The organism is Brachybacterium endophyticum, from assembly GCF_003130585.1.
Lineage (GTDB): Bacteria > Actinomycetota > Actinomycetes > Actinomycetales > Dermabacteraceae > Brachybacterium > Brachybacterium endophyticum.
The window spans coordinates 185,090-209,883 of record NZ_QFKX01000006.1 but is presented as its reverse complement, the minus strand read 5'-3'; the positions used below and the strand labels follow the sequence as shown (position 1 = coordinate 209,883).

Sequence of the window (24,794 nt, the reverse complement as noted above, 5' to 3'; positions counted from 1 at the left end):
AAGCACGCCATCTCCTACCGAGCCTGCGTGGTCCTCTGCGCGGTCGTGGCCTGGTTACGAAAATAGGAGACGCGCCCTAGATGTCCAGAGATCCTGAGACGGCTCGTCCGATGCTCGCGGCGCGTGGAACTGATAAGCGACGATGCAGTGCGAACATATATCAAGATAGCCGCGCGTTCACGATGACGCCGTCATCGCGCTTGCGGCTGTGATCTCCGTCCTCCAAGGTTTCGCCGAGAGCGGTCGCCTCCGGATCCCGCCGTGACCAGTATCCGTCGATCTCGTGTGCCGTCAGACCAATCCGTTTCGACCACTGCGTCGAACCATCCCCGTCCGCCGAGTCTCTGATTTGCGGACGAGGACCGGATCCCGACGCCGAGGAGGCACTGATCATGTTCTACCGTTTCCGTCGTACCACCCTCACCGCTGCGGTCCTCGCTCTCGTGGGCATGGGCCTCGCCGTGCCCGCTGCGAACGCGGCGGAGACCGAGCCCGACGAGACCGCGGCATCGAGCTCCCTCGTCCAGGGGCCTCTGATCAACGGGCCCCTCGTCGACGTCGACGGTCTGCTCGAGACGCTCCAGCTGGGCCAGTTCCAGCAGTGATCGCAGCACCGAGCACGACGACCCACTCCCACTGCGTTACGAGGAGCACGCCCCTGTGAGGATGCGCAGGAACATCGCCCCTGAGCCATCGGGGCGGATGCCGCTCACGCCGGCCCAGCGCGGTATCTGGTACGCGCAGAAGCTGGATCCGGAGAACCCCTCTTTCCAGATCGGGCAGTACCTCGACCTGGAGGGTCCCATCGACCCCCTCTTGCTGAACATCGCCCTGGTGAAAGCGGCCGCGGATCTCGACGCTCTCAGCATGCGGGTCCTGGAGGACGAGGACGGGCCGTTCGGAGAGATCCACCGGCCTCGACCCGGACAGCACCTCGTGGAGATCCGCGATCTCTCGCACCTGCCGCGCCACGAGGCGGAGAAGATCTCGCACGAGGTCATGGACCATGAGATGTCCACCGCCCGTCCCGTGGAAGGCGGGGACCTGCTGGGGGCGACCCTGTTCCTCGTCGGCGAGCGCCGATCAACCTTCTTCCTGCGCATCCACCACGTGCTGATCGACGGCTACTCGGCCGTGGTCGCCCTGCGCTACATCGCAGGGGCCTACTCGAGGCTGGCCCGCCTCGTCCCAGGGACGCACGTCCCCCGGGCGCTCGCACCGGCGCTCGCCCGCGTCGGGGCGAGCTTCCCCTCGCCTCTGCCCGCCCTGGGGGACCTCCACCAGGAGCTGCGCGACTACGAGGCCTCCGACCAGCACGCGGCCGACGCCGAGCACTGGGAGCGGGCGATCGCCCGCGCGGCGCCCCCGGTGGGCCTCGAGGGCCGTTCCGACGGCATCGCCCGCGACGTGGTCCGGATCGACGTGCCCCTCGGCTCCGAGCGCGCACGCCGCCTGGCTCGACTCGACCGGGAGCTGCCCAAGACGCTCATCGCCTCGGTCGCCGTCTACCTGTCCCGGATGACCGGGGCCGAGGTCGTCCCCGTCGGACTGCCCGTCACCGCCAGGCGGGGACGCATCGCCCGGAACACTCCCTCCATGCTCTCCAGCGTCCTGCCGCTGCGGATCCCGGTATCGCCCTCCGACACCCTGGCGACCGTGGTCTCCGGAACGGGGCGGATCGTCCGCGACGCGGTCGCCCACCAGCGCTTCCGCATCGAGAACATCGACGACGCGCCGGACGATCCCGGCCCCTCGGTGAACCTGCTTCCCGTCATCGACAAACTCCGCTTCGGGAGCGCGAGGGGAACGGTGCACATCCTCTCGACGGGCCCCGTGCGGGATCTGTCCATCGTCCTCGGCGATCCCCGCAGCGAGGCCTCCGACCCCGTGCTGCGGATGGAGGGCGACGCCGACCTGCACACGGTCGAGTCTCTGTCGAGGCACGGGGATCGGATCCTCCGTCTGATCGACGCCGCGCTCGAGGCGCCCGCTGCGACGACCGTCGCCGCCGCGCCGGTGGTCGGCGCCGCCGAGCGGGAGCGGCTACTGGACGGGGGCAGAGGCTCCCGGGCCCCCGTGTCCCCGGGGACGCTCCTGGACTCCGCCGCCGCCACCCTGCGCGCCCGCGGCGAGCAGCTCGCGGTCACCGCACCCGACGGCGAGCTGAGCTTCCGCGAGCTCGACGTCCGCGCGACGCGGATGGCACGACATCTGGTCCGCGAGGGCGTCCGTCCGGGCGATCGGGTGGCCGTGAGGGTCGGCCGCACGGTCGAGCTCCCGGTGCTGATCCTCGGCATCCTGCGGGCAGGGGGCGCCTTCATGCCCCTGGACCCCGCCTACCCCGTCGGCCGGGTGGCGGACATGATCAGCGATGCCGAGCCCGCCGCGCTGCTGACGACGTCGCAGCAGCTGGCCAGGGACCGGGAGGACGGTGCCGCGTTCGACGTTCCGACCACCGTGATCGACACCGACACCGCGTCCTGGTGCCGGCGGACGGAGGATTCGACGCCCCTTCCCCCGATCGGCCCGGACGACCTCGCCTACGTCATCTTCACGTCGGGCAGCACCGGGCGCCCGAAAGGTGTCGCCGTCGAGCACCTGTCCCTGCATGCCCTGCACGAGCATCATCGACGGACGTGGCACGATCCGGCCTCCCAGCGGCTCGGGCGGCCCGTGCGTGCCGCCCACACCGCCGGACTCTCTTTCGACGCCTCCTGGGACCCGCTGCTGTGGCTGATCTCCGGCCATGAGCTCCACATCGTCGACGACGAGACCCGCCGGGACCCCGAGCGCCTCGCCGCCCTCCTGGACCGGGAGCGCATCGATGCCCTCGAGACCACCCCATCCTTCGCCGAGGCACTGATCGACGCCGGGATGCTGGACCGCGAGCACCGACCGAGCGAGATCGCCCTGGGCGGCGAGGCCGTGGGCGAGGAGCTCTGGGCGGCTCTCGCGGCCCGTGACGACGTGCATGCAGTGAATCTCTACGGGCCCACCGAGTCGACGGTGGACAGCATGGTCGCCCCCATTGCGACCGGCCGCCGCCCGCATCTCGGCGCCTCCGTGGCCGGCAGCCGCCACTACGTCCTCGACGCAGCGCTGTCCCCGGTCCCCGACCGTGGGGTGGGCGAGCTGTATCTGGCGGGGCACGGGGTCGCCCGGGGATACATCGGCCGACCGGACCTGGACGCCCAGCGCTTCGTCGCCGACCCGTTCGCCGCAGACGGCTCCAGGATGTACCGCACGGGCGACCGGGTCAGGCGCCGCCATGACGGCACGCTGAGGTTCCTCGGACGCACCGACGACCAGGTGAAGATCCGCGGCTACAGGGTCGAGCTGGACGAGGTCGAGGCCGCCCTGCGCCGGCAGGAGGGCGTCGTGGCCGCCGCGGCGATCGTCCGCGGGGAAGGGCCGTCCGCGCGGCTCATCGGCTACGTGTCGACCGGCGGGACCGGAACCTCGGCCGGCCCCGGCGCCGCCGCCGGTAAGGGAGCCGAGGCGGCGGAGTCGATCCGCGGTGCTCTGCGCGAGCACCTTCCCGACTACATGGTGCCCGCGGTGGTCCTGTCGCTGCCCCGGCTCCCGGCCACGGCCAACGGGAAGATCGACCGCTCCGGCCTGCCCGATCCCGCCACGCTCACCGGCGGCGGCGCCTCCCGCCCTCCCCGCTCCGCCGCCGAGCGCGCCGTGGCCACCGGCTTCGGCGCCGTCCTGGAGCGCACCGACATCGGCGTCGACGAGGACTTCTTCGCCGCCGGCGGCCACTCTCTGCTGGCCACGAGGCTCGCCTCTCGGCTCAGCGCCGACCTCGATCGGGGGGTCACCGTGCGGGACGTCTTCGAGCATCCGACGGTCGCCGCCCTCGCCCGCGCCCTGCAGGACTCCCCCGGCGCGGCCGTCTCCCCGCGCCCCGAGCGCGGCGCACGTCCCGATCCGGTTCCGGCGTCCCCCAACCAGCGCCGCCTGTGGTTCCTCCACCAGCTGGAACCGGACTCGGCCGCCTATGCGGTCCCGATCGTGTTGCATCTCGAGGGAGCCCTCGACGTCGGCGCTCTGCGGGCGGCTCTCGACGACGTGATCTCCCGCCACGAGCCCCTGCGCACCCTCCTGCCCGCGGAGCACGGCGAACCCGTCCAGCGGGTCCTCCCCGCCGATCAGGTGCCCTCGCCCCTCCTCTGCGTCGAGGTGCCGCCGGCCCGGGTGGACGCCGTCATCGCGACGGAGACCCGGCGTCCCTTCGATCTCACCCGGGAGATCCCGCTGCGCGCCGTGCTGCTGCGCTCCGCCGCGGACCGCGCGACCCTCGTGATCACGATGCATCACATCGCGACCGACGGCTGGTCCCTGGCGCCGTTCGCCCGTGACCTCGGCGACGCGTACGCGGCGCGGCACGAGGGACGGGCCCCCCATCTGCCGACGCTCCCCGTGGACTTCGCGGATGCGGCCGTCTGGCATCAGGACCGGCTCGGCGACGCGGAGGACCCCCACAGCCAGCGGGCGGTCCTCACGGCGTTCTGGGAGCGCACCCTCGCGGGCGCGCCCCCGGAGATCTCCCTGCCGCGCGATCGCCCCCGAGGGGCCGCGAACCCGGGGGACACGGCGCAGCAGGGCGTCGGCGAGATCCGCCTCGACCTGTCCCCACGGCACCACGCCGCCGTGCGCGCGCTCGCCGCCGCGCACCGCACCAGCCTGTTCATCGTGCTGCACACGGCCCTGGCCGCGGCGCTGCATCAGCACGGGACCGGCGATGATGTGGTGCTCGGGACCCCTGTCGCCGGGCGCGCAGACGCCCGGCTGGAGGACCTCGTCGGATTCTTCGTGAACACCGTCGCGCTGCGCACCTCGCTGCACGGCGACCCGCGCCTCGACGAGCTCCTCGAGCGCGTCCGCGCCGCGAACACCGACGCGTACGCGCACCAGGACCTACCCTTCGACGCCGTCGTCGAAGCCGTCAGGCCTCCGCGGAGCCCCGATCTCCCTCCTCTCGTGCAGGTGCTGCTGACGCTCCAGAACGCACCGGCGGCCCGGCTCGACCTGCCGGGCGTCGACGTCGATGTCCCCGCACCCTCCACGAGCTCGGGGGTCAAGGCCGATCTCCTGGTCGACGTCACCGCACCGGAGGGCGAGGACGGTGCGCTCACGGTGGCGCTCGGCTTCGACCGGGCACTGTTCGACGCCTCCACCGTCGAGAGGATGCGCGATTCCCTGGAGCGCGTGCTCGCACAGCTGGTGACGGACCCGTCGGCCCGCCTGAGCGATCTGCCCACCGCGTCGCCCGGCGAGCTGCGCGCCCTGGCGGCACGCGACCGCGGCCCGGAGCACAGCGCTCCCCTCACGATCCTGGAGCGTCTCGCCGCCACCGCACGGACTCGGCCGCAGGGTCCCGCGCTGGTCGACGCCCATGGTGCGCTCACGGCGGCGGAGCTGCTCGCGCGCGTCGAGGAGGTCGCAGCGGGACTGGCCGGGATCGGTATCGTGCGGGGAGACCGGGTCGCTCTCGCCCTCCCTCGCGACAGGGACGCCATCGCCGTCCTGCTCGGCGTGCTCCGGGCCGGCGCCGTCGCCGTCCCGCTGGACGCCTCCCACCCCGATGCGCGCCTCGCACGCGTCCTGGACTCAGCGGACCCACGGGCCCTGCTGACCGGCGATCCCTCGCGGTTCCGCGCTCTGCGCCAGCAGGTGCCCCGCCCGGCCGACGGCCCCCTCGGGTCGTACGGGCCGGCCGAGCCCAGCGCGACGACGATCGTCCTCTCTCCGGGTGATCTGCCGTCGGGCGCATCGGCGCCCGCTCAGCCGGGCATCGAGGACACGGCCTACCTCATCCACACGTCCGGGACGACCGGCGATCCCAAGGGCGTGCAAGTCTCGCACGCCGCGCTCGGCACCCTTCTGCGTCATCACGAGAGGACGCTCATCGGCCCCCTGCGGGACCGTCTGGGCCGAGCAGCCCGGATGCTGCACGTCTCGGGCATCGCCTTCGACGCCGCCTGGGACCCGGTCCTCTGGCTGGTCGCCGGCAGCACGCTGATCATGGCGGACGAGCACGTCCAGGCCGACGCCGAGGCGGTCCTCGACGCGATCGGCCGCGAACGCATCGACGTGCTCGAGACGACCCCCTCGTACGCGAACCGGCTCGTCGAGGCCGGCCTCGAGGACGCCGCCCTCACCGGGTCCGGCTCCCTGCTGCTGGCGCTCGGCGGCGAGGCCGTCCCTCCGTCCCTCTGGGACCTGATCGCCCGCAGCGATGTCCTCGAGGGGCGGAACCTGTACGGGCCGAGCGAGGCCACGGTCGACGCCCTGGTCGCGCCGATCCGCTCTGGGGCCGTGGTCCTCGGGCGCCCCGTCGACGGGGTCGCCATCCGCGTGCTCGACGATCTGCTGCGTCCGGTCCCCGCCGGTGTCGAGGGGGAGCTCTACCTCTCGGGCGCGACTCTCGCCGACGGCTACCGCGGCCGCTCAGCGGAGACCGCCTCCCGCTTCATCGCCGATCCCACCGGCGACGGGGAGCGGATGTACCGCACGGGGGACGTGGTGCGCCGTGGCGCCGACGGCTCGCTGCGCTTCGTGCGCCGCATGGACGACCAGGTCAAACTGCGCGGCTACCGCATCGAGACAGGGGACGTCGAGAGCGCCCTGGAGCGCTCTGCCGGCGTGCGTGCCGCCGTCGTCCGGGTGGTGGCGCCCGGCGGTGAGGGCACGGAGCGGATCGCCGCCTGGGTGAGCGGAGAGGTCGATCCGGAGGAGGTGCGCCGGCGCGCCCGGGACGAGCTGCCCGCCTACATGGTCCCGACGAGCGTGCTCGTCCTCCCGGAGCTGCCGCTGAACGCGAACGGCAAGGTCGACGTCCCGGCGCTCCCGGATCCCCAGCGTTCCGCAGACCCGCATCGCGGTCCTCGCGACGAGGCCGAGCAGCGGATGTGCCACGTGCTGGCGGAGGTGCTCGCCGTGACGGAGCCCGGCCCGGACGAGGACTTCTTCGAGCTGGGGGGCCACTCGCTCCTCGCCGTCCGCCTCGTCGGCAGGATCCGGGAGGAGTTCGGCGCGGCGCTCCCCGTGCGTGCAGTCTTCGACCACCCCACCGCGGCTCAGCTGCTGGCCGACGTGAGGGCGCAGGGGACCGGGACCGAGAGTGTGACCCCGCGGCACCAGGACTCGTCCGATGCCCCGTCCTCGGGTGGGGGCACCGCCGTGTCGGGGCGGCTGCGGGAGTGGGTGCAGGACCATCCGCGCCCTCGCGACGAGGAGCTCCCGCTCTCCCCCGACCAGGAGCGCCTGTGGTTCCTGCACCGCCTCGACCCCTCGTCGGCCGAGTACACGGTGCTGCTCGAGTGCGACCTCGAGGGGGACCTCGACGTCGAGGCGCTCGGCGGCGCGATCGACGATCTCGTGGCCCGCCACGAGATCCTGCGCACCGTCTTCCCCGAGGTGGAGGGCCGAGGAGTCCAGCGCGTGCTCGATCCGCCCGTCGGCATCCTCCAGGAGGGCCCGATCGACATCACCGCGGGATTCGACCTCGCCGCGCGGATCCCCCTGCGCGCCGGGCTGGAGCGGACGGGCGACGAACGCTGGCATCTGACCCTCGCCATCCACCACATCGCGACCGACGGCGCCTCGCTGAGCCCGCTCACACGCGACCTGTCCACGGCGTACAGCGCCCGCTCCGGCGGTATGCGCTCGGCGACCCGCCCGCTGGCCGTGCAGTTCGCCGATCACGCCCGTCACCAGCGCATGCGTCACGCCGAGGACCCGGCGCAGGACCCCCGTCTCGCCGCCTGGGCGGATCGCCTCGAGGGCGCGCCCGAGGAGCTGGAGCTGCCTGCCGACGGCCCGCGGGGAGAGGCCGGCACGCGTCCCGCGCACTCCCTGGTCTTCACGATCCCCGCCGAGGTCGCCGAGTCTCTCCTGCATCAGGGGCGTGCCGCCGGCGGCACCGGGTTCCACACCTGGCTCGCCGCGCTCGTCTCCTATCTGCAGCGCATCGGGGCGGGCGACGACATCGTGATCGGGGCGCCCTCCGCCGGGCGGGACGACCCCGACCTCGCCGACCTCGTCGGATTCTTCGTCACCACTCTTCCGCTCCGGATGCGGGTCGACGGGGCCATGACGTTCGGCGACGTCGTGGGGCGCGCCCGCGAGGCCGCTCTGGCCGCGATGGAGGACGATGGCATCCCCTTCGAGCGCATCGTCGAGGCCGTGGCCCCTGCACGCCGGTTCGGACGCCATCCGCTGTTCCAGACCATGCTCTCCCTCGAAGAGACGGACGGGGCCGTCCTGGACCTGCCGGGCGTCGCCGTCACCCGCGGTGACCCCGAGACGACGGGCGCCGCGAAGGTCGACCTGTCCTTCACCCTCCGGCCCGGCGCCGGAGGCGGCATCGAGGGAATCCTCGAGTACGACGCGGAGCTGTTCAGCGATCTCGCCGCTCGCGGACTCATCGACCGCTGGCGCGCCTTCCTCGGCGGCATCGCCGAGGACCCCGGGTCGCGCTTCGACAGGATCCCCGCGGGGCCGCCGTCGACGCCTCTGACCCCCTGGGCCGCGACGGCACCCGCGCAGAGCGTGCTCGCGGCTCTCACGGACTCCGCCGCCTCGCGCCCGGACGCACCGGCGCTCGTCGGCCCGGATCGAGCACTGACGACCGCCGAGCTCGCCGCTCGCGTCGACGGGATCGCCGGAGGCCTCCGCGCCGCCGGCGTCGGGACCGGGGACCGCGTCGCTCTCGCCGTGCGCCGCGGCAGCGACTCCGTCGCCGGGATGCTCGGCATCTGGAGGGCGGGCGGGGTCGCGGTCCCACTCGACATCGGCCTGCCCGCCGAGCGGGTCATGGCCATGATGCGGGCATCGGCACCGCGTCTTCTGCTGCACAGCGGCCATGCCGGTGAGCAGGAGGCCGTGGAGAGCGCGCGCGCGTCGGGACTCGATGCGGAGCGCATCCTGCCGATCGACGCCCTCCCCGCTGGCGAGCCCCCGCAGCACCTCCCGGAGCCCGAGGACGGCGCCTACGTCATCTTCACCTCGGGCACCACCGGGACGCCGAAGGGCGTCCGGGTTCCCCACCGTGCCCTCACACGACTCCTGACCAGCCACCGCTCGACCCTCCTCCCCGACCCCTCACGCCGCCGTCTGCGACTCGCCCACACCACGGGAGTCGGCTTCGACGCCGCCCTCGATCCCCTCCTCTGGTGCGTCGCGGGGCACGAGGTCCATGTGGTCGACGACCTCGTGCGCAGGGACCCCGAGGCTCTGGTCGCCCTGTTCGCGCGGGAGCGGATCGATGCCTGGGAGGCCACCCCGGGCCATGTCGACGCCCTGCGCGGGCAGACCGGGCTGACAGACCTGCTCGATGGCCGGGACCCGGAGGATCCCTTCCTCCTGCTGCTGGGCGGGGAGCCCGTCGACCCCGGTCTGTGGGACTGGGTGCGCGAGCGCCGCGCGGTCCAGGGGTGGAACCTCTACGGGCCCACCGAGGCGGGCGTCGACACGCTGGTCGCTCCCCTCGCCGACAGCGTGCGACCCGTCCTCGGAGCACCCACCTGCGGAACCGTCGCCCGGGTCCTGGACGCGGATCTGCGTCCGGTGCCCGTCGGCAGCATCGGTGAGCTCTGGCTCAGCGGCCCTCAGCTCGCCGACGGATATCTCGGCGATCCGGCCGCAACCGTCGGGCGCTTCGTCGCCGACCCGTTCGCGGGCGACGGGAGCCGCATGTACCGCACCGGCGATCTCGTCTCCGTGCGGGACGCGGAACCGGGGCACAGAGCGCCCGTCATCGCCCTCGGGCGCATCGACGACCAGGTGAAGATCCGCGGGCATCGGATCGAGCCCGGCGAGATCGCCGCCGTCATCACCGCGCAGGACACCGTCGCGCAGGCGGTCGTGCGCACGGTCGACGGCGCCCGCGGCACCGTGCTCGCCGCGTGGGTGGTGCCGGCGCCCGGCGTGGAGGCCGAGGGCCTGCGGGACCGGCTCGAGCAGGTGCTCGCCGCACGGCTTCCTGAGTACATGCTCCCTTCGGCGATCACCCCGATCCAGGACATCCCGCTGACGTCGAACGGAAAGGTGGACGCGCGCGCCCTTCCCGACCCGACGTTCTCCGGCGGTGCGGGGCGCTCCCCGCGCCCGGGGACCGAGACCGTCGTCGCCGAGGCCTTCGCCGAGGTGCTGGAGGTCGAGGGCGTCCGCGCTGACGACTCGTTCTTCGCACGGGGAGGGCACTCCTTCGTCGCCCGTCCCGCGACGGCGGCGATCGGTCGGGCGCTGGGGCGCGAGGTCCCGATCCATGTCCTCCTGCGCACGCCGACCGTGGCGGGACTCGCCGCGGCGCTCGATGCCGACGAGCACGCCCCGGGGCCCGCGGCCGAGCACGACGCGCTCGGCGTCGTGCTGCCGCTGCGGCCCGACGGCCGGGGCGACCCGCTGTTCGCCGTCCATCCGGCCAGCGGTCTCGCGTGGGCCTTCTCCGGGCTCCTGCCGCATCTGAGCACGACACGGCCGGTGATCGGGCTGCAGGTCCCGGGCCTCGCGCTGTCGGCCGACGGGGACGACGCGGCGGATGCCGACGAGACCCTCGACGATCTGCTGGACCATTATCTGCGTGCCATCCGATCCGTCCAGAGCCACGGCCCGTACCACCTGCTGGGGTATTCGCTCGGAGGTCGCATCGCCCATCGGATCGCCGCCCGCCTGCAGAGCGCCGGTGAGGAGGTCGCCCTGCTCGCGGTCCTCGACGCCTACCCGGGTCAGGATGCGCTGCACGGCGTCCGGGACGAGCAGGAGCGCTGGCGCGCCTTCCTCGATGCCCAGGGAGCGTCGATACCGGAGGGCCGACTGGACGTCTCCACCGTCCTCGCGACCCTCAGGGCGGCCGGCAACGCCCTGGGGAACGTTCCCGCCGCAGCGGCCCAGCGCATGGCGGCTCGCTTCCCGCAGGTGGCGGCGCTCCTGGACGACGCCGCCCTGCCGGTCGTCGACGGCGACCTGGAGCTGATCGAGGCCACCGCTCGGGTGCCGGAGGAGCGCCCCGCACCGGAGGCCTGGGCGCCGTACGTCCGTGGGGCCGTGACCGTGGAGCGGGTCGCCTCGCGGCATTCCGACCTCCTGTCCGATCCGGCGGCGCGCGAGGTCGCGGCGTGGCTCGACACGATCCTCGGCTCCGCCGGATCACACCGAACCGGATCGCCGAGCGCTCCGAATCACTCTCGAACCCGACCTGACGACGGCAGAGGAAGCGCACGATGACCAACCCCTTCGACGACCCCGACGGCACCTTCCGAGTTCTCGTGAACGAGCGTGGCCAGCACTCGCTGTGGCCCGAGTCCGCGGACCTCCCCCGCGGCTGGGTCGCGGTCTTCGGACCCGGCTCGCGCACCGACTGCCTCGGCCATGTCTCGGCCTCCTGGTCCGACATCACTCCCGCTCGGTCCGAGGACGGAGCGCGAGAGGCCTCGTGATCGCCCTGCACGGCCTCGTCAAGCGGTTCGGCGGGCGGACGGCACTGGACGGCGTCGACCTCGAGGTCCCCGCGGGCACGGTGCACGGCCTGCTGGGGCCCAACGGCGCGGGCAAGACCACGATCGTGCGGGTCCTGACGACGCTCCTCTCCCCGGACGGCGGCGACGCCCTCGTCGCCGGCCGCTCCGTGCGTTCGCATCCCGACGACGTGCGGCGCAGTCTCGGCGTCTCCGGCCAGTACGCCGCGGTCGACGAGCGCCTGACCGGCTTCGAGAACCTGCGGATGGTGGCACGGCTCTACGGCATGCCCCGGCGCACGGCCGTCGAGCGGGCCCGGAGACTGCTGGCCGACTTCCGCCTCGAGGACGTCGCCGACACGCTGCTGGCCGGCCAGTACTCCGGTGGCATGCGCCGACGCCTCGACCTCGCCGGCGCGGTGATCGCGCGCCCGCCGGTGGTCATCCTCGACGAGCCCACGACGGGACTGGACCCGCGAGGGCGGCGTGACACGTGGGATGCGGTGGACTCCCTCACGGCGGACGGGGTGACGGTCCTGCTGACCACCCAGTACCTGGAGGAGGCGGACCGGCTCGCCGACTCGATCTCGGTGATCGACCGGGGCCGCATCGTCGCGGAGGGGTCGGCCAGGACGCTCAAGTCCCGCGCCGGGGGCTCGCGCATCGACGTCTCGTGCACGAGGGTCGACCAGGTGCGCACCGCCCGCACGGCTCTCGCCCGGCACGGTCTCGAGGCCGACGCGGACGACCGCGGGCATCGGCTCACCCTGAGCACGGAGGAGGGCGTCGGCGGCCTCGGCCGCGTGCTCCGCGCTCTCGAGGAAGCAGGCATCGACGTCGAGGAGGCGTCCCTGCGACAGCCCACGCTCGACGAGGTCTTCCTCGCCCTGACCGGGGACCAGGAGTCGGGCGGCCGTCCGAGCGGCTCCCGGCGGTCGCCGGAATCGGAGCCGGCACGATGAGGGTCCTGAGAGCCCTCGGCGACGGCAGGGTCATCGCCCGGCGCAACCTCATCGGTCTGCGGCGCACGCCGGGCGCCCTCGTCACCGGGATCGCTCAGCCGATCCTCTTCGTGCTCATCCTCGCCTTCGTGTTCGGTGGCGCGCTCGGCGGCGATCAGTACCGCGAGTTCCTGATCGGCGGGATCCTCGCACAGACCCTCACCTTCAACTCGTCGTTCACCGCGGTGTACCTCGCGAAGGATCTGCAGTCCGGCCTGATCGACCGATTCCGCGCCCTGCCGATGTCGCGCGTCGGGGTCATCCTGGGCAGGACCGTCTCGGACCTCGCCACGAGTGCCATCTCGGTCCTCGTCATCCTCGTCTGCGGGCTCGCCATCGGCTGGCGACCCACCAGTGGGATCGGCTCCATCCTGCTCACCTGCGCCCTGCTGATGCTGTTCGCCTTCGCGGTCTCCTGGGTGGGTGCGCTGATCGCCCTCACAGCGCGCTCGGTGGAGGTCGCCCAGAGCGTCGGCCTGCTGTGGCTGTTCCCCGTGTGCTTCGTCTCGGGCGCGTTCGTCTCGGCCGACATGCTCCCCTCCGCGCTGCAGGCCATCGCCCGCTGGAACCCCGTCACGGCGGTCGCGACCGCCGCACGCGACGGCTTCGGGAACTCGGCCCCTGCGGGCTTCGTGGCGCCCGGCGGCTGGCCGGCGGAACATCCCGCCCTCTACGCGACGCTGTGCTGCATCACCCTCATCGCCGTGTTCGCACCCATGGCGGTCATGCGCTATCGGAGCATCGGCCGTCGGTGATCGCTACCCTCCGGACCACCGTCGACGCCGTAGCGAAGGCCGCGCTCTCCCTCGGCGGCATGCCGTCGCTCGCCGCGCCCGAGGACCTCATCGCGGCCGGCGCGCGCCAAGGGGCCCATGCCGAGCGCACCCTGGCCGGTCGCGTCGCGCTGCGTCTTCTTCTCGCGCACGTGCTGGGCGCTCCTGCTGCGGAGGCGCCGCTGCTGCCGATCGAACGCACATGCGACGTGTGCGGCGTCCCCCATGGGCGCCCCCGGACAGTCGGCGCCTCTCTCTCCGGATCCACCTCGGGCCCTCACATCCTCGTCGCGGTGGCGACGTGCGAGGACCGCGCGGAGGAACCGCCTCCGCTCGGCGTGGACATCCAGGAGCTGCCGCAGGCGCTGTGGAACGGCTTCGACGCCGCGGTCCTGCACCCAGACGAGCACCTCACGGAACTCGTGGACCTACGCGCCCGCGTGAACCTGTGGACCCGCAAGGAAGCCGTTCTGAAGGCCGCGGGCGTCGGCCTCCGCATCGATCCGCACCGGCTCCTTCTCGTGCCCCGCCAGGCGCGGGGGGTGTGGCAGTGGGCGGTGCACGAGTGCTCCCCCTGCCCGACCCTCGGTCTCGTCATCCAAGACCTGCCGGGGACGGTTCCCTGCGCTGTGGCCTCGAGCGCCGTTGATACCCAGCCGATGCTCACCCTCGACCTCCGCGTGCTCCTTTCCTCGGCATGATGATCCAGAAGACCACGGTCTACCCAGTTCGCTTCACCTGCTGCAGAGCCTAGACGAGCCGTTCTCCCCGGTAATCCACCCACTCTCGAGCTCCGGGAAAAAACAGCCCGGGTTTGGTGGAGGCCGCGACACCACGGGAGGGTGAGCATCACGACGGCATCGAGGAAGTATCCCGATGAACTTTGGAAGAGGGCGGGCCATCGACCCGGAACCACGGCCAGCGAGGCCCAGCGGCGGCTTGAGCCGTACAAGGAGAATCGTCGGCTGCTTGTGGGCGCACTTGCCAGCGAGGGCCTGCTCGCTGCGGCGACCGTGGAACCTCCCGCCGCTGTCTGGGATCTTCCCGACCTTCTACGCGTCGAGATGGGCTATGCGCCCGGGATATCAGGGGCGGTGATTTTCCCTGGTCGACGCAGATTCTCACCGTAAGGGGTGATGTCTCAGATCCGGTTCAGCCCGAGGCGATCCAGTCAGCGGCTCACAGTCCGCACGCAGCAGCAGCTCCCGTGCCCGTTGCCGAGCTCGTGGGCGATCCGGCGGTCGGACCACTTCCTGGAGTGCCGCCAGTGGTCGATCAACTCGAGCACCCAGGCCGACAGTCGGGTTGGACGGTGCGCCGGGGCGCTCGAGCGGTCCTCGAGTTCAGCCTCGCCGCGGCCTCGATAGCGACCGACCCATCACGAAAGCGTTGCGCGGGCGACGTGGAACCACACGGCGACGTGCGATCTGACGTTTGTTCTCGACCACGAGGGCCACGGCACGCTGTCTCCCCGAGCACGGACGCTGGGTCGTGGAACGGGTCTCTTCCTGTGAGATGGATGGCATCAGCACCACCCATCGTGCCGGTAAGGTCCGTTCTCCTTTTCCATCCCGGCGACCACAATCTTATGACCCGCAACACCTGTACTGCGGCTGAGCCTCGCGAGCCATGGTGGCCTCCAGAGCGGGAGAGACTGCGGGTCGGCCCCTGCACTCATGTGAGTGGGCGAGTGCTCACGGGACGTGTCGCGAAGGTACTGGCGGTTACGTATTCGGCCTGGCGGAACACGCCTATCCATGGCCCCTCAGACACGTTCACTGACGCGGACTGCCTCGCTAGGCGGTTGAGCCGGGAGCTTGGCGACAAGGGCGTCGCCCAGGACTAACCTCTTCACGTCAGGTACGAGTTAAGTACGACTTTCGGCGGGAGGCGCCGTTAGATGCAGTGATTCTTCCTGAACCTCAATGGACCTACCCGGGTCTTCTGTGCAGGTCGCAGCGCGCCAGCGTCCGCCTCACTAGGACGGAAAGCGTTGGGTGGTCGGTAATCCGTAGGTTGCAGGTTCGAGTCCTGCTGGGGGCACCTGGAGCGACGGCCTGCGCGTTCGCCACCGACGGGTGCACCCCGACCAGGCATCACCGCGGTCGCTCCACCCGCGACGTGAGCGGGTCAGGCTCGCACATCGCCATCACCACCCCGGCTCGGCTCACGCGGAGGAAGGGCCGCCACGCAATCACTCCTCAACGGGGTGAGGAGCGCCTCGGCCAGGTCCTCGAGCTGATGGGCCTGCGCCGCCGTGAGGTGGGAGAACACGAGCCGTCGGACCTCCGCGGCATACCCCGGTTCGACGCGTGCCACCATCTCCGCGCCCGTCTCCGTGAGCCGTGCCAAGGTCCGGCGGGCATCCTTCGGATCGCTCGAACGCTCGAGCAGGTTCCGCTTCTCCAGGCGGCCGACGATGCGTGAGAGGTGGGACGGGGTCACGCTCGCCGTCGTGGCGAGCCGCGTCATGTGGACCTCTCGGTCCTGGCCGAGCGAGAGGCACCTCAGCGTCTGGTACTCGGCGTGGCTGAGATCGACGGCGTCCTCCAGGTACGCATCCAGCTCCACGGGCAGCCACATCATCACGCCGACGAGCAGCGTCCACGATCGGTCCTGCTGAGGGGTCAGGGGCTCGCTGTCCGGCATCTGCTCACTGTAACGACACGCGATGCCTCTGCCTGTCACGACACATTCCTTGTCATGGCAAGCGTTTGGTGCAATTGTTTCCGCAGCAAGCATCGAACGGTCCACAAGGGAGAAGTCATGAAGGCTGCACGTTTCCACTCGTTCGGAGGCCCCGAGGTCATCAGCGTCGAGGAGGCCCCCGAGCCGCATGCGATCCCGGGCTCGGTGCGCATCGCCGTGCGCGCGGTCAGCGTGAACCCCATCGACACCCTGGTGCGGGCCGGGGCCCTCCACGAGTTCCTGCCCCTGCCCTTCCCGATCATCCCCGGGCGCGATGCGGTCGGCGTCGTGGACGAGATCGGCGACGGGGTCGAGGGCGTCGACCTGGGTGACGTGGTGTTCGGGCTGGGTGGCATCAGTGACACCACGGCCGAGTTCGCCGTGCTGACCTCGTGGAGCCCGGTCCCCGGCGACTGGTCGACCGAGCAGGCTGCAGCTGCGGGTCTGGCCGCTTCGACGGCTGCCGCAGCCCTCGAGGCGCTCGGGGACATCGACGGGACCACGATCCTCATCGAGGGCGCCTCGGGCGCCGTCGGCACGGCCGCCGTCGCGATCGCCCGCGACCTCGGCGCCACGGTCATCGGCACCGGCAGCCAGAGCAACGCCGACTACATCCGCTCGCTCGGCGCGACGGCCACCTCCTACGGCGACGGGCTCGTCGAGCGGGTCCGCGCGCTCGCCCCTGCAGGCGTGGACGCCGCCCTGCAGCTGGCGAACGCCCCCTCGCTCCCCGATCTCGTGGAGATCGTCGGCGATCCCCAGCGCGTCGTCACCGTCACCGACGGGGACGGTGCGGCCCGACTGGGCGCGCAGCGGATCGATGCCCGCAACGATCCCGCGCTCCTGGACGCCGCGGTCCGGCTCGGTCGGCAGGGCCAGTACATCCCCCGCGTCGATCAGACCCTGCCACTCGCACGCATCTCCGAGGCGCAGGAGAGGGCAGCCACCAACGGCGGCAAGATCGTCGTGGAGATCGCCTGACACTCGGCCGCACCGGTCCGGCACCCGTGATTACCCTGGAAGCGGGGCAGCACCCGCACGCTCCGTGGAGGGTCACGGCGGCCGGGTGCTTCACCGACGCCCCTCGACGACGACGTTGAACAGCGAGGACCCTGAATGACAGCCTCCGTGGTCACACCCCGTTTCACCGAGATCGGGGAGGGTGTCGTCGACAGACTCCCGTCGATCCTCGAGGGGCTGGGCGTGACCGGACCACTCGTCGTCACCGACAGACCGCTGGTCGAGAACGGCGTCATCGACGGCGTGTTGCAGCCGCTGCGCGTGGCCGGGATCGAGGTGGGGATCTTCGACGAGGTCTCCCCCGACCCGACCACCGAGGGCGTCGCCGCCTTGGCGGAGGCACTCGAGGAGGGCGGGTACGACAGCCTCGTCGCCATCGGCGGCGGCAGTCCCATGGACACCGCCAAGGCGGCGGGGATCCTGCGCACCTACCCGGGCACACCGCTGCGTGACCTCAAGGCTCCCCACACCGTCGGCGAGAGCTCCGTGCCGCTGGTGTGCGTGCCGACCACCGCGGGCACGGGTTCGGAGATGACCCGCTTCACGATCATCACCGACGTCGAGACCAACGAGAAGATGCTGATCAGCGGCCCCGGCTGCGTCGCGATCGCCGCGGTCATCGACGTGGACCTGAGCCTGAGCATGCCCCCGTCGATCACCCGCGACACGGGCGTCGATGCCCTCACCCACGGCCTGGAGGCCTTCCTCAGCCATCGTGCGAGCCCCCACTCGGACCTCTTCGCGATCTCCGGGGTGCGCAAGGTACTCGAGAACCTGCCCACCGTCTGGGACCACCCCGAGGACAAGGAGGCGCGGGCCGAGATGATGCTCGGCGCGACCCACGCGGGCATGGCCTTCTCCGCCTCCAGCGTGGCCCTGATCCACGGGATGAGCCGGCCGATGGGAGCGTTCTTCCACGTCCCCCACGGGCGGGCGAACGCGATGCTGCTGGGCGCGGTTCTCGACTGGACCCGGCCCCGCGCCCTCGAGCGTCTGGCGGAGCTCGCCCGCGCCACCGGCGTCGCCGACGCCGCCGCCTCGACCGACGAGGCGGCGGACGCTCTCCAACAGCGGATCGGCGCGCTCCTCGAGAAGCTCGATGTCCCGACGCCGAAGGCGTTCGGCATCGACGAGCAGGAGTGGCTCGCCGTGGTGCCGACGATGGCCGAGCAGGCCCTGGCCTCCGGCTCCCCCGCCAACAACCCCGGCGATCCGAGCGCGGAGGACATCCGGTCGCTGTACCGGAAGATCTGGGGGTCCGCCGCCGCCTGATCAGCTCACCAGGCGATGGGCCCGTCGACGTTGGTGAAGGTGCCCGTCGGCCCGTCCCGCCCGATGACACTCATGGCGACGGCCTGCCGGGCGCCCTCAGCCGGCGTGCCGGTCCCCTGATGATCGTTCAGGTCCGTGCCGATGAAGCCCGGGCACACGGCGTTGACGAGGATGCCTTCCTCGTGGAGGTCCCGGGCGTACTGCATCGTCACGGAGGTCAGGGCCGTCTTCGAGGAGACGTACCCCAGGGCGATCGGGTTCGGGTCGGAGAAGTCGGAGATCGCGGCGAGCGAGCCGGCGCCGCTCGAGACGTTCACGATGCGCGGCGTCTCGGACTCGCGCAGCAGCGGAAGGAAGGCGCTCGTGGTTGCGATGACGCCGAACACGTTGGTCTCGAAGACGGTGCGGATCTGATCGACGACGGCGGAGCGGGGAAGCTGGCCGACCAGGTCCTGGCCCGGAGCACGACTGATCGCTGCGTTGTTGATCAGGGCGTCCAGATGCCCGAATCGCTCCTGGACGGCCTGCGCGGCCGAGCGGATCGACGCCGGGTCGGTGACGTCGAGGGTCACGGCGGTGACATCCCCTCCGGCCTCGTGCAGCTCCCGCGCGGCGGCCTCGCCGCGCTCCGGGCTGCGCGAGCCGATGATGACGGTGTGCCCGAGCTCGGCGAGCTGGGCGGCGATCTCTCGGCCGATGCCCTTGTTGGCGCCGGTGACGAGTGCGGTCAGATGCGTGGTCATGTCGTGCCTTCTCCTGTGAGGTGACGATGCGGGAGGGCGAGGATGCCCGACCCGCGTGACAGGACCGATCCTGCCCCTCCCATGGCGAACCCGGAATAATCTCGAGTCCGGTTCTTCTGCGCTAGCGTACGGACATGACACACGGTGAGCCCCTGTCCGAGATCCTCGATGCGATCGCGGTGCGCAGCGCCGTCTCGGGCGCTTTCGTGCAGAGCGGACGCTGGCGGACCGAGAGCTCGATCGATGTCGATCTGAAGTTCATCGCCGTCCTCCACGGGAACGCGCGCTTGGAGACCGACGGCGTCCGGGGCGCCATCGACCTCGACCCCGGCGACATCGCGATGCTCAACGGCAGGACCCGACTGCGCCTCGACGGTGGCCGCGGGGAGGAGGCTCCCCGCCTGGTCCCGCCGCCCGAAGCCACCACGCCGCTGCCGAACGACGACCGGATCGGAGACGCGGACGCCGTGATCGGCGGTCGGATCGACCTCGATCCGATCGGCCGCGACCTGCTGCTGCGCATCCTCCCGCCCGTTCTCCACGCCCGAGCCGGCGCACCTGCGGGCCACCGCCTCCGCGACCACCTCCAGCGCATCTTCGAGGAACTCGCCGCGCGCCGCCCCGGGGCGGAGTTCGCGGTTCGCCAGCATGCCCAGCTGCTGGTCCTGGAGATCCTGCGATCCTTCGCCGACGACACCGATCTGCCGGCGGGCTGGCTCGGCGTGATCTCGGACGAGTCCCTGCGCCCCGCGCTGGAGTCCCTGCACGCCGAGCCGGCCAGGAGCTGGCGGCTGGACGAGCTCGCCGGCCTCGCCTCGATGCCGCGGACCACTTTCGCCGAGCGCTTCCGCGCGGCCGCGGGCACGACACCCCTGGCGTACCTGCACGACTGGCGCATGCTCAACGCCCAGCGTGCCCTGCGCTCGAGCGACGTGCCGATCGGCGCGCTGGCCCGCGAGACCGGGTATCTCTCCGAGAGTGCTTTCAGCACGGCGTTCACGAAGCACGTCGGCGCCTCGCCCCGCGCCTACCGCAAGGAGTCCCGACTGTCCGCGTGACCACTGCGTCCGGGGGACAAGGGTGTCCGAGTGACGCACCGGCTCCAGCCATGACCAGGATATCCGGCCGTACCGGGCTTGCGGCAAGGCCCCCTCGCGGCGCCAGAATGCTGCGTCGCCGCTGGAGATCCCGGCGTCGAGGAGCGGGGGCACACATGCACGACGTGATCATCATCGGCGGGGGCCCGACGGGCATGATGCTCGCGAGCGAACTGCGACTGCACGACGTGGACGTCGTCGTCCTCGAGAAGGAGGCGGCCCCGAGCCCCCTCGTGCGCTCGCTCGGACTGCACGCCCGCAGCCTCGAGATCCTGGACCAGCGCGGGATCCTCGAGCGATTCCTCGCCCACGGCACGCTGCATTCGGGAGTGGGGCGCTTCGCCGGCATCGAGTCGCCGCACACGGCCGAACTCGACACCGCACACGGCTACACGCTGGGCATCCCGCAGCCGATCACCGACCATCTCCTCGAGGAACGCGCCCAGAAGTTGGGGGCGGACGTGCGCCGCGGCAGCGAGGTGGTCGCCCTGCTCCAGGACCCGGGTCGGGAGCAGGCCACGGTCCGTCTTGACAGCGGCTCCGATCTGATCTCCCGATGGGTCGTGGCCTGCGACGGCGGGCGCAGCGCCACCAGGCGTGCGCTCGACATCGGCTTCCCGGGCGAGGAGGCGAGCACCGAATGGCTGCTCGGCGAGATGGAGGTGACCGCGCCCGCCGAGGAGATCGCCGAGATCTCGCAGCGAGTACGGCGCGAGCAGCGGGGATTCGGCATCGGGCCCTCGTCGACCCCCGGCATCTTCCGTGCGGTCGTCCCAGCGGTGAACGTCGCGGAGGATCGTGCCGTGGCCCCCGACTTCGAGGAGTTCCGCTCGCGCCTGCGTGCCGTCGCCGGCACCGACTTCGGCGCTCACTCCCCCGTCGCCCTCACCCGTTTCACCGACGCGACCCGTCTGGCCGAGCACTACCGCAGCGGCCGCGTGCTGCTCGCGGGCGACGCCGCGCACGTGCATCCGCCCCTCGGAGGGCAGGGGCTGAACCTGGGGATCCAGGACGCCTTCAACCTGGGCTGGAAGCTCGCCGCCGTGATCACCGGCGCGGCCGGAGCCGACCTGCTGGAGACCTATGAGAGCGAGCGACGCCCGGTCGCCGCGGACGTCCTCACGCTCACGCGCGCCCAGAGCCTGTTGATCTCCACGGACCCCGGGGCGCAGGCGGTGCGTCGACTGATGACCGAGCTGATGACGCTCCCTCAGGTCGATCGGATGCTCACCGAGAAGATCGCGTCGATCGCGATCCGCTACGACACCGGCGTGGCCGCCGACGACGCACGTACGGCCGCCGGCCCCGTCCACGACCTCCTCGGACGCAGGCTCCGGGATCTGCCGCTGACCACGGGCCGCCTGTACGAGCACCTGCATGCCGGACGGTGGCTGCTGCTCGACCCGTCGGGGGCGCTGTCGACGGGCCGGTGGGGAGACCAGGTGGACGTCGTCACCGAGCGAAGCGCCGCGCTCGAGGTCCCTGCCGCGCTCCTGCGTCCCGACGGCCACGTGGCATGGGTCGGAGTGGGAGCTGCTGGCGACCAGCAGACGCTCGAGCGCGCCCTCCGGAGCTGGCTGCCACGGTGACCGCTCAGCGTTCGACGGGGAACGCCCCGTTCACCGCCTGGACGACGGCTGCCGGCTCCTCCGCGCGCATGATCGCCCGCACCAGCGCGACCCCCGCGACCCCGGTCGCGGCGAGCGCAGGGACGTCCTCCGGGGTGACGTCGCCGATCGCGACGATCGGCAGGCGGGTGAGCCCGACCAGCTCCTCGTAGCCCTGCAGGCCGAGGGCCGGGCGGATGTGCGCCTTGGTCGGTGTGGGGCGGAACGGGCCGGCGCCGATGTAGTCCAGCAGGTCCGCATCGGTCTCCGCGGCCTCGACGAGCTCCGTGGTCCCGGTGGTCAGTCCGATGATCGCGTCCGGACCGAGCAGCGCGCGGGCATCGGCGACCGGCAGATCGTCCTGGCCCAGGTGGACGCCGTGCACGTGGGCCCCTCGGCGTCGCGCGGCGTAGGCGACGTCCGTCCGGTCATCCAGGACCACCCGGCACGCGGGGGCGGCGTGCCGGACGGCCGCGGCGACCTCCTCGGTGAGCGCGAGCAGCGGGCGCGCGTCCAGGTCCTTCGCGCGGACCTGGACGATCCCGGCGCCGGCCCCGGCCGCAGCCGCGGCCGTCTCGACCGTGTGCCGGTCGGCGCCGGAGGTGACAAGGTAGCAGCGCAGGTCCACCGGTTCCTTCGCGGCGGGCACGGTCGTCGCAGGAGTCGTGGGGGTGGTGTGGGGGCTCATCGCTTCTCCTCGGTGTCGGTGGCCGGGTCGCCGGACGGGGCGGCGATCGCGAGGGCGTCCTCGGCGACCTCGTCGAGCGCGTCCAGCAGCGCCCAGCGGAAGGAGCCGGGTCGGCGTTCCCGTCGCGCGGCCCGCTCGCCGGCGAGGCTCATCCAGACGGTGGCGGCGTGAGCAGCCGCCAGAGCCGACCCTGTGGAGTTCGTCCGCGCCTCGGGCACGTGCTCGGCGGCGGCAGCGCAGGCGGCGGTGAGGGATCCGAGCAGGCACCCGGTTCCGGTGACCCGGGTGAGCAGGGCGTCGCCGCGGGCCACCTCTCGCTGGGAGTCCCGGTCCAGGATCAGGTCCGTCGGCCCGGAGACGGCGACCGCTCCCCCTGTCAGGTCGAGCACCTCGCGGGCGGCGTCGCGAGCGCTCTCGGGGCCGTCCTCGGAGTCGGCGCCGCGCGCTCCCTCCCCTCCCGCCAGGGCGAGGACCTCCGAGGCGTTCCCGCGCACCACCCGCGGGTGCTCGGCGAGGAGCTCGCGGGCCATCGCGGTGCGGACGGGAGGACGGCCGATCGCGGTGGGATCCAGCACCCAGGGGCGGCCGGCCTCGCCGGCGGCGCGGACGGAGACCGGGATGGACTCGACGGCGTCGCTGCTGAGCGTCCCGAAGTTCACCAGCAGGGCGTCGGCGATCCCGGTGAGCACCGGGGCCTCGGGGAGGGTCTCGGTCATCATCGGGCGGGCGCCGGCGGCCAGCAGCCCGTCGGCGACGATGCTCATCGAGACCGTCGCGGTGATGCAGTGGACCAGGGGCTCGCGCTGCCGGACCGCGGCGATCACCGCGGTGGCCTCGCGCAGGTCGGGATCGGTGTGCGGGTCCGTGCCCGCCCGGTGGATCCTCGCCTCGTGGCGTCGGTCGGTCATGTGGCGCTCCTTCTGATTCTGGTTCGTCCTTCGGCGACCTCGTCGAGGTCGTCGTCGATCTCCCGTGCCGCGAGCCGCGGTCCCACCAGCGCGCCGACCACGACGAGCGCCCCGCCCAGCGAGAGCAGCACGAGGACGGCCGTGTGCGCACCCAGCACGGTCGCAAGGCCCGGCAGGTAGAAGGGATAGAGGGCGGGGAGGATCAGCGAGATGCTGTATCCCATGCCGTACCCCGTGGATCTCACGTGCGTCGGGAAGCGCTCGGAGAGGTAGGCGGAGACGGGGCCGTAGGCGGCGACCGTGACCACCTGCAGCAGGGCTGCGAGGACAGCGGCCCGCGCCAGGGTCGTCGAGCCGACGGCCGCCCACCACAGCACCGGGCCCAGCACCGTCGCCGCGATCCCCCAGATCACGAACACGCGGCGGCGGCCGATCGTGGTCGAGAGATGGCCGGCGAGCGCCATCGCGAGCGCCTGCGCGCAGGAGGCGACACCCATGGCGACGGAGACGCTCGTCGCCGAGAGCGCCGTCTCGGCCCCGAGCTGGGAGGTGAGCATGATAACCGTGGTGTTGGTGAGCAGCCACAGGCCCGTCATCAGCGTGAACACCTGCCAGAACGCGCCGGCCCAGCGGCCCGTGAGCACCCCGCGGATGCCGGTGACCGGGGTGGCCCCGTCGGCCGAGGTGTCCACGGCGGGGTCCGACGTGGTCCGGATGCGTCGCGCGATCGGGGCGTCGACCACACGCGTGCGGTAGTAGAGCAGCATCCCGAGCGAGGCCAGAGCGCCGAGCACGAACAGCAGGCGCCACCCCCAGGCCGCGTAGGCGTCGGGGCCGAGCACGACCATCAGCAGCGCGGTCGCAAAGGCGATGGACGCCTGCGCCCACGGTGCCATCGAGAGGATCAGCCCACTCATCAGCCCGCGCCTGCGCGGAGCCGACCATTCCATCGCCAGCGGGATCGCCGCCGAGTACTCCCCGGCCACGAAGATCCCGCCCAGGAATCGCAGCGCGAGGATCATCCCGATCGTCCCGACGCCCAGCAGCTCGTGGGTGGGGACGGCGGCGATCAGCAGCGCGCAGGCCGCGGTGCCGGTGATCGCGACCCGCGTGGTGCGGGTGCGGCCCAGCCGGTCGGAGATGCGCCCGAAGACCATGCCGCCCACGGGGCGACCCAGCATCATGGCGATCACGACGACGGCTCCCGCGCTCGCCGCGACCGCGGGCCCGGCCACCACGGCGAGCGCCGGGGTGAGGGCCGTCAGCGGCAGGAAGACGTGCACATTGTCGATCCAGTTGCCCACCACGCCGGCGCGCAGGGCGGCGCGGCCCGCGGGCGGCAGCTGCCCGTTTCCCGGTTCCGGTGGATGCGGAGGGGGTGCCACCCGGTGCGAGGGCGGCGAGATGCTGCGCGCGGGAGTGCTGCTCCCGGACAGACGTGACCGCACGGCGGACATCCCTTCGTCAGTGCGAACTGCATCAGGTTCCACGGGTGTGATCTCAGCGCCTCATGCGCACCCCGTGTCCGATCA

Annotated in this window: 15 protein-coding genes, 1 pseudogene and 1 riboswitch; of the genes and pseudogenes, 10 read left to right on the top strand and 6 right to left on the bottom strand. The window is 72.2% G+C overall.

Annotated features, from left to right (window positions below; genetic code table 11):
- The first annotated feature begins 392 nt into the window (after window positions 1-392).
- From DEO23_RS14710 to DEO23_RS14685, 6 genes are all read left to right on the top strand, one after another.
- Window positions 393-605, top strand: coding sequence for a hypothetical protein (locus tag DEO23_RS14710; RefSeq protein WP_109276771.1), 213 nt, complete (start codon window positions 393-395; stop codon window positions 603-605).
- 61 nt (window positions 606-666) lie between these two features.
- Window positions 667-11,235 carry a non-ribosomal peptide synthetase gene (locus DEO23_RS14705; RefSeq protein WP_109276770.1) on the top strand — a complete coding sequence of 3,523 codons (10,569 nt, stop codon included), beginning with the start codon at window positions 667-669 and terminating at the stop codon, window positions 11,233-11,235.
- On the top strand, window positions 11,232-11,447 hold the full coding sequence (locus DEO23_RS14700; RefSeq protein WP_109276769.1) for an MbtH family protein: 216 nt from the start codon (window positions 11,232-11,234) through the stop codon (window positions 11,445-11,447). Before DEO23_RS14705 ends, DEO23_RS14700 begins: the two co-directional genes overlap by 4 nt.
- Complete coding sequence (locus DEO23_RS14695; RefSeq protein ID WP_109276768.1) at window positions 11,444-12,427, top strand: ATP-binding cassette domain-containing protein; 984 nt, start codon at window positions 11,444-11,446, stop codon at window positions 12,425-12,427. Before DEO23_RS14700 ends, DEO23_RS14695 begins: the two co-directional genes overlap by 4 nt.
- Window positions 12,424-13,221 (top strand): ABC transporter permease, encoded by a 798-nt coding sequence (locus DEO23_RS14690; RefSeq protein ID WP_109276767.1) that lies wholly within the window; start codon window positions 12,424-12,426, stop codon window positions 13,219-13,221. Before DEO23_RS14695 ends, DEO23_RS14690 begins: the two co-directional genes overlap by 4 nt.
- A complete protein-coding gene (locus DEO23_RS14685; protein WP_133249894.1) occupies window positions 13,149-13,940 on the top strand; it encodes a 4'-phosphopantetheinyl transferase family protein in 792 nt (263 codons plus the stop codon). Before DEO23_RS14690 ends, DEO23_RS14685 begins: the two co-directional genes overlap by 73 nt.
- Before the next feature lie 470 nt (window positions 13,941-14,410).
- On the opposite strand, the pseudogene DEO23_RS16450 reads toward DEO23_RS14685, so the two are convergent.
- Together DEO23_RS16450 and DEO23_RS14680 are read right to left on the bottom strand one after the other, a co-directional pair.
- Window positions 14,411-14,557, bottom strand: a pseudogene (locus DEO23_RS16450) (IS481 family transposase); the annotation flags it as partial.
- Window positions 14,558-15,369: 812 nt separating this feature from the next.
- Window positions 15,370-15,888, bottom strand: coding sequence for a MarR family winged helix-turn-helix transcriptional regulator (locus DEO23_RS14680; protein WP_109276788.1), 519 nt, complete (start codon window positions 15,886-15,888; stop codon window positions 15,370-15,372).
- Between the two features lie 117 nt (window positions 15,889-16,005).
- Between DEO23_RS14680 and DEO23_RS14675 the strand changes: the two genes are divergently transcribed.
- A complete protein-coding gene (locus tag DEO23_RS14675; RefSeq protein ID WP_109276765.1) occupies window positions 16,006-16,908 on the top strand; it encodes an NADP-dependent oxidoreductase in 903 nt (300 codons plus the stop codon).
- 135 nt (window positions 16,909-17,043) lie between these two features.
- A complete protein-coding gene (locus DEO23_RS14670) occupies window positions 17,044-18,219 on the top strand; it encodes an iron-containing alcohol dehydrogenase (protein ID WP_109276764.1) in 1,176 nt (391 codons plus the stop codon).
- Window positions 18,220-18,224: 5 nt separating this feature from the next.
- Here DEO23_RS14670 and DEO23_RS14665 read toward each other — a convergent pair whose 3' ends face one another.
- Window positions 18,225-18,962 carry an SDR family oxidoreductase gene (locus DEO23_RS14665; RefSeq protein ID WP_109276763.1) on the bottom strand — a complete coding sequence of 246 codons (738 nt, stop codon included), beginning with the start codon at window positions 18,960-18,962 and terminating at the stop codon, window positions 18,225-18,227.
- Between the two features lie 134 nt (window positions 18,963-19,096).
- On the opposite strand from DEO23_RS14665, the gene DEO23_RS14660 reads away from it, so the two are divergent.
- Both DEO23_RS14660 and DEO23_RS14655 read left to right on the top strand, forming a co-directional pair.
- Window positions 19,097-20,020 (top strand): AraC family transcriptional regulator, encoded by a 924-nt coding sequence (locus tag DEO23_RS14660; RefSeq protein WP_109276762.1) that lies wholly within the window; start codon window positions 19,097-19,099, stop codon window positions 20,018-20,020.
- Window positions 20,021-20,175: 155 nt separating this feature from the next.
- Window positions 20,176-21,648, top strand: coding sequence for an FAD-dependent monooxygenase (locus DEO23_RS14655; protein WP_109276761.1), 1,473 nt, complete (start codon window positions 20,176-20,178; stop codon window positions 21,646-21,648).
- 4 nt (window positions 21,649-21,652) lie between these two features.
- Here DEO23_RS14655 and DEO23_RS14650 read toward each other — a convergent pair whose 3' ends face one another.
- The 3 genes from DEO23_RS14650 to DEO23_RS14640 all read right to left on the bottom strand — a co-directional run bounded on the left by DEO23_RS14650 (window position 21,653) and on the right by DEO23_RS14640 (window position 24,710).
- Window positions 21,653-22,354, bottom strand: a complete 702-nt coding sequence (locus DEO23_RS14650) for a thiamine phosphate synthase (RefSeq protein ID WP_109276760.1) — start codon at window positions 22,352-22,354, stop codon at window positions 21,653-21,655.
- Window positions 22,351-23,262 (bottom strand): hydroxyethylthiazole kinase, encoded by a 912-nt coding sequence (thiM, locus tag DEO23_RS14645; protein ID WP_109276759.1) that lies wholly within the window; start codon window positions 23,260-23,262, stop codon window positions 22,351-22,353. Before thiM ends, DEO23_RS14650 begins: the two co-directional genes overlap by 4 nt.
- A complete protein-coding gene (locus tag DEO23_RS14640; RefSeq protein ID WP_420808030.1) occupies window positions 23,259-24,710 on the bottom strand; it encodes an MFS transporter in 1,452 nt (483 codons plus the stop codon). The genes thiM and DEO23_RS14640 overlap by 4 nt, the downstream gene beginning before the upstream one ends.
- A riboswitch (TPP riboswitch) is annotated at window positions 24,702-24,794 on the bottom strand. (Overlaps the previous gene by 9 nt.)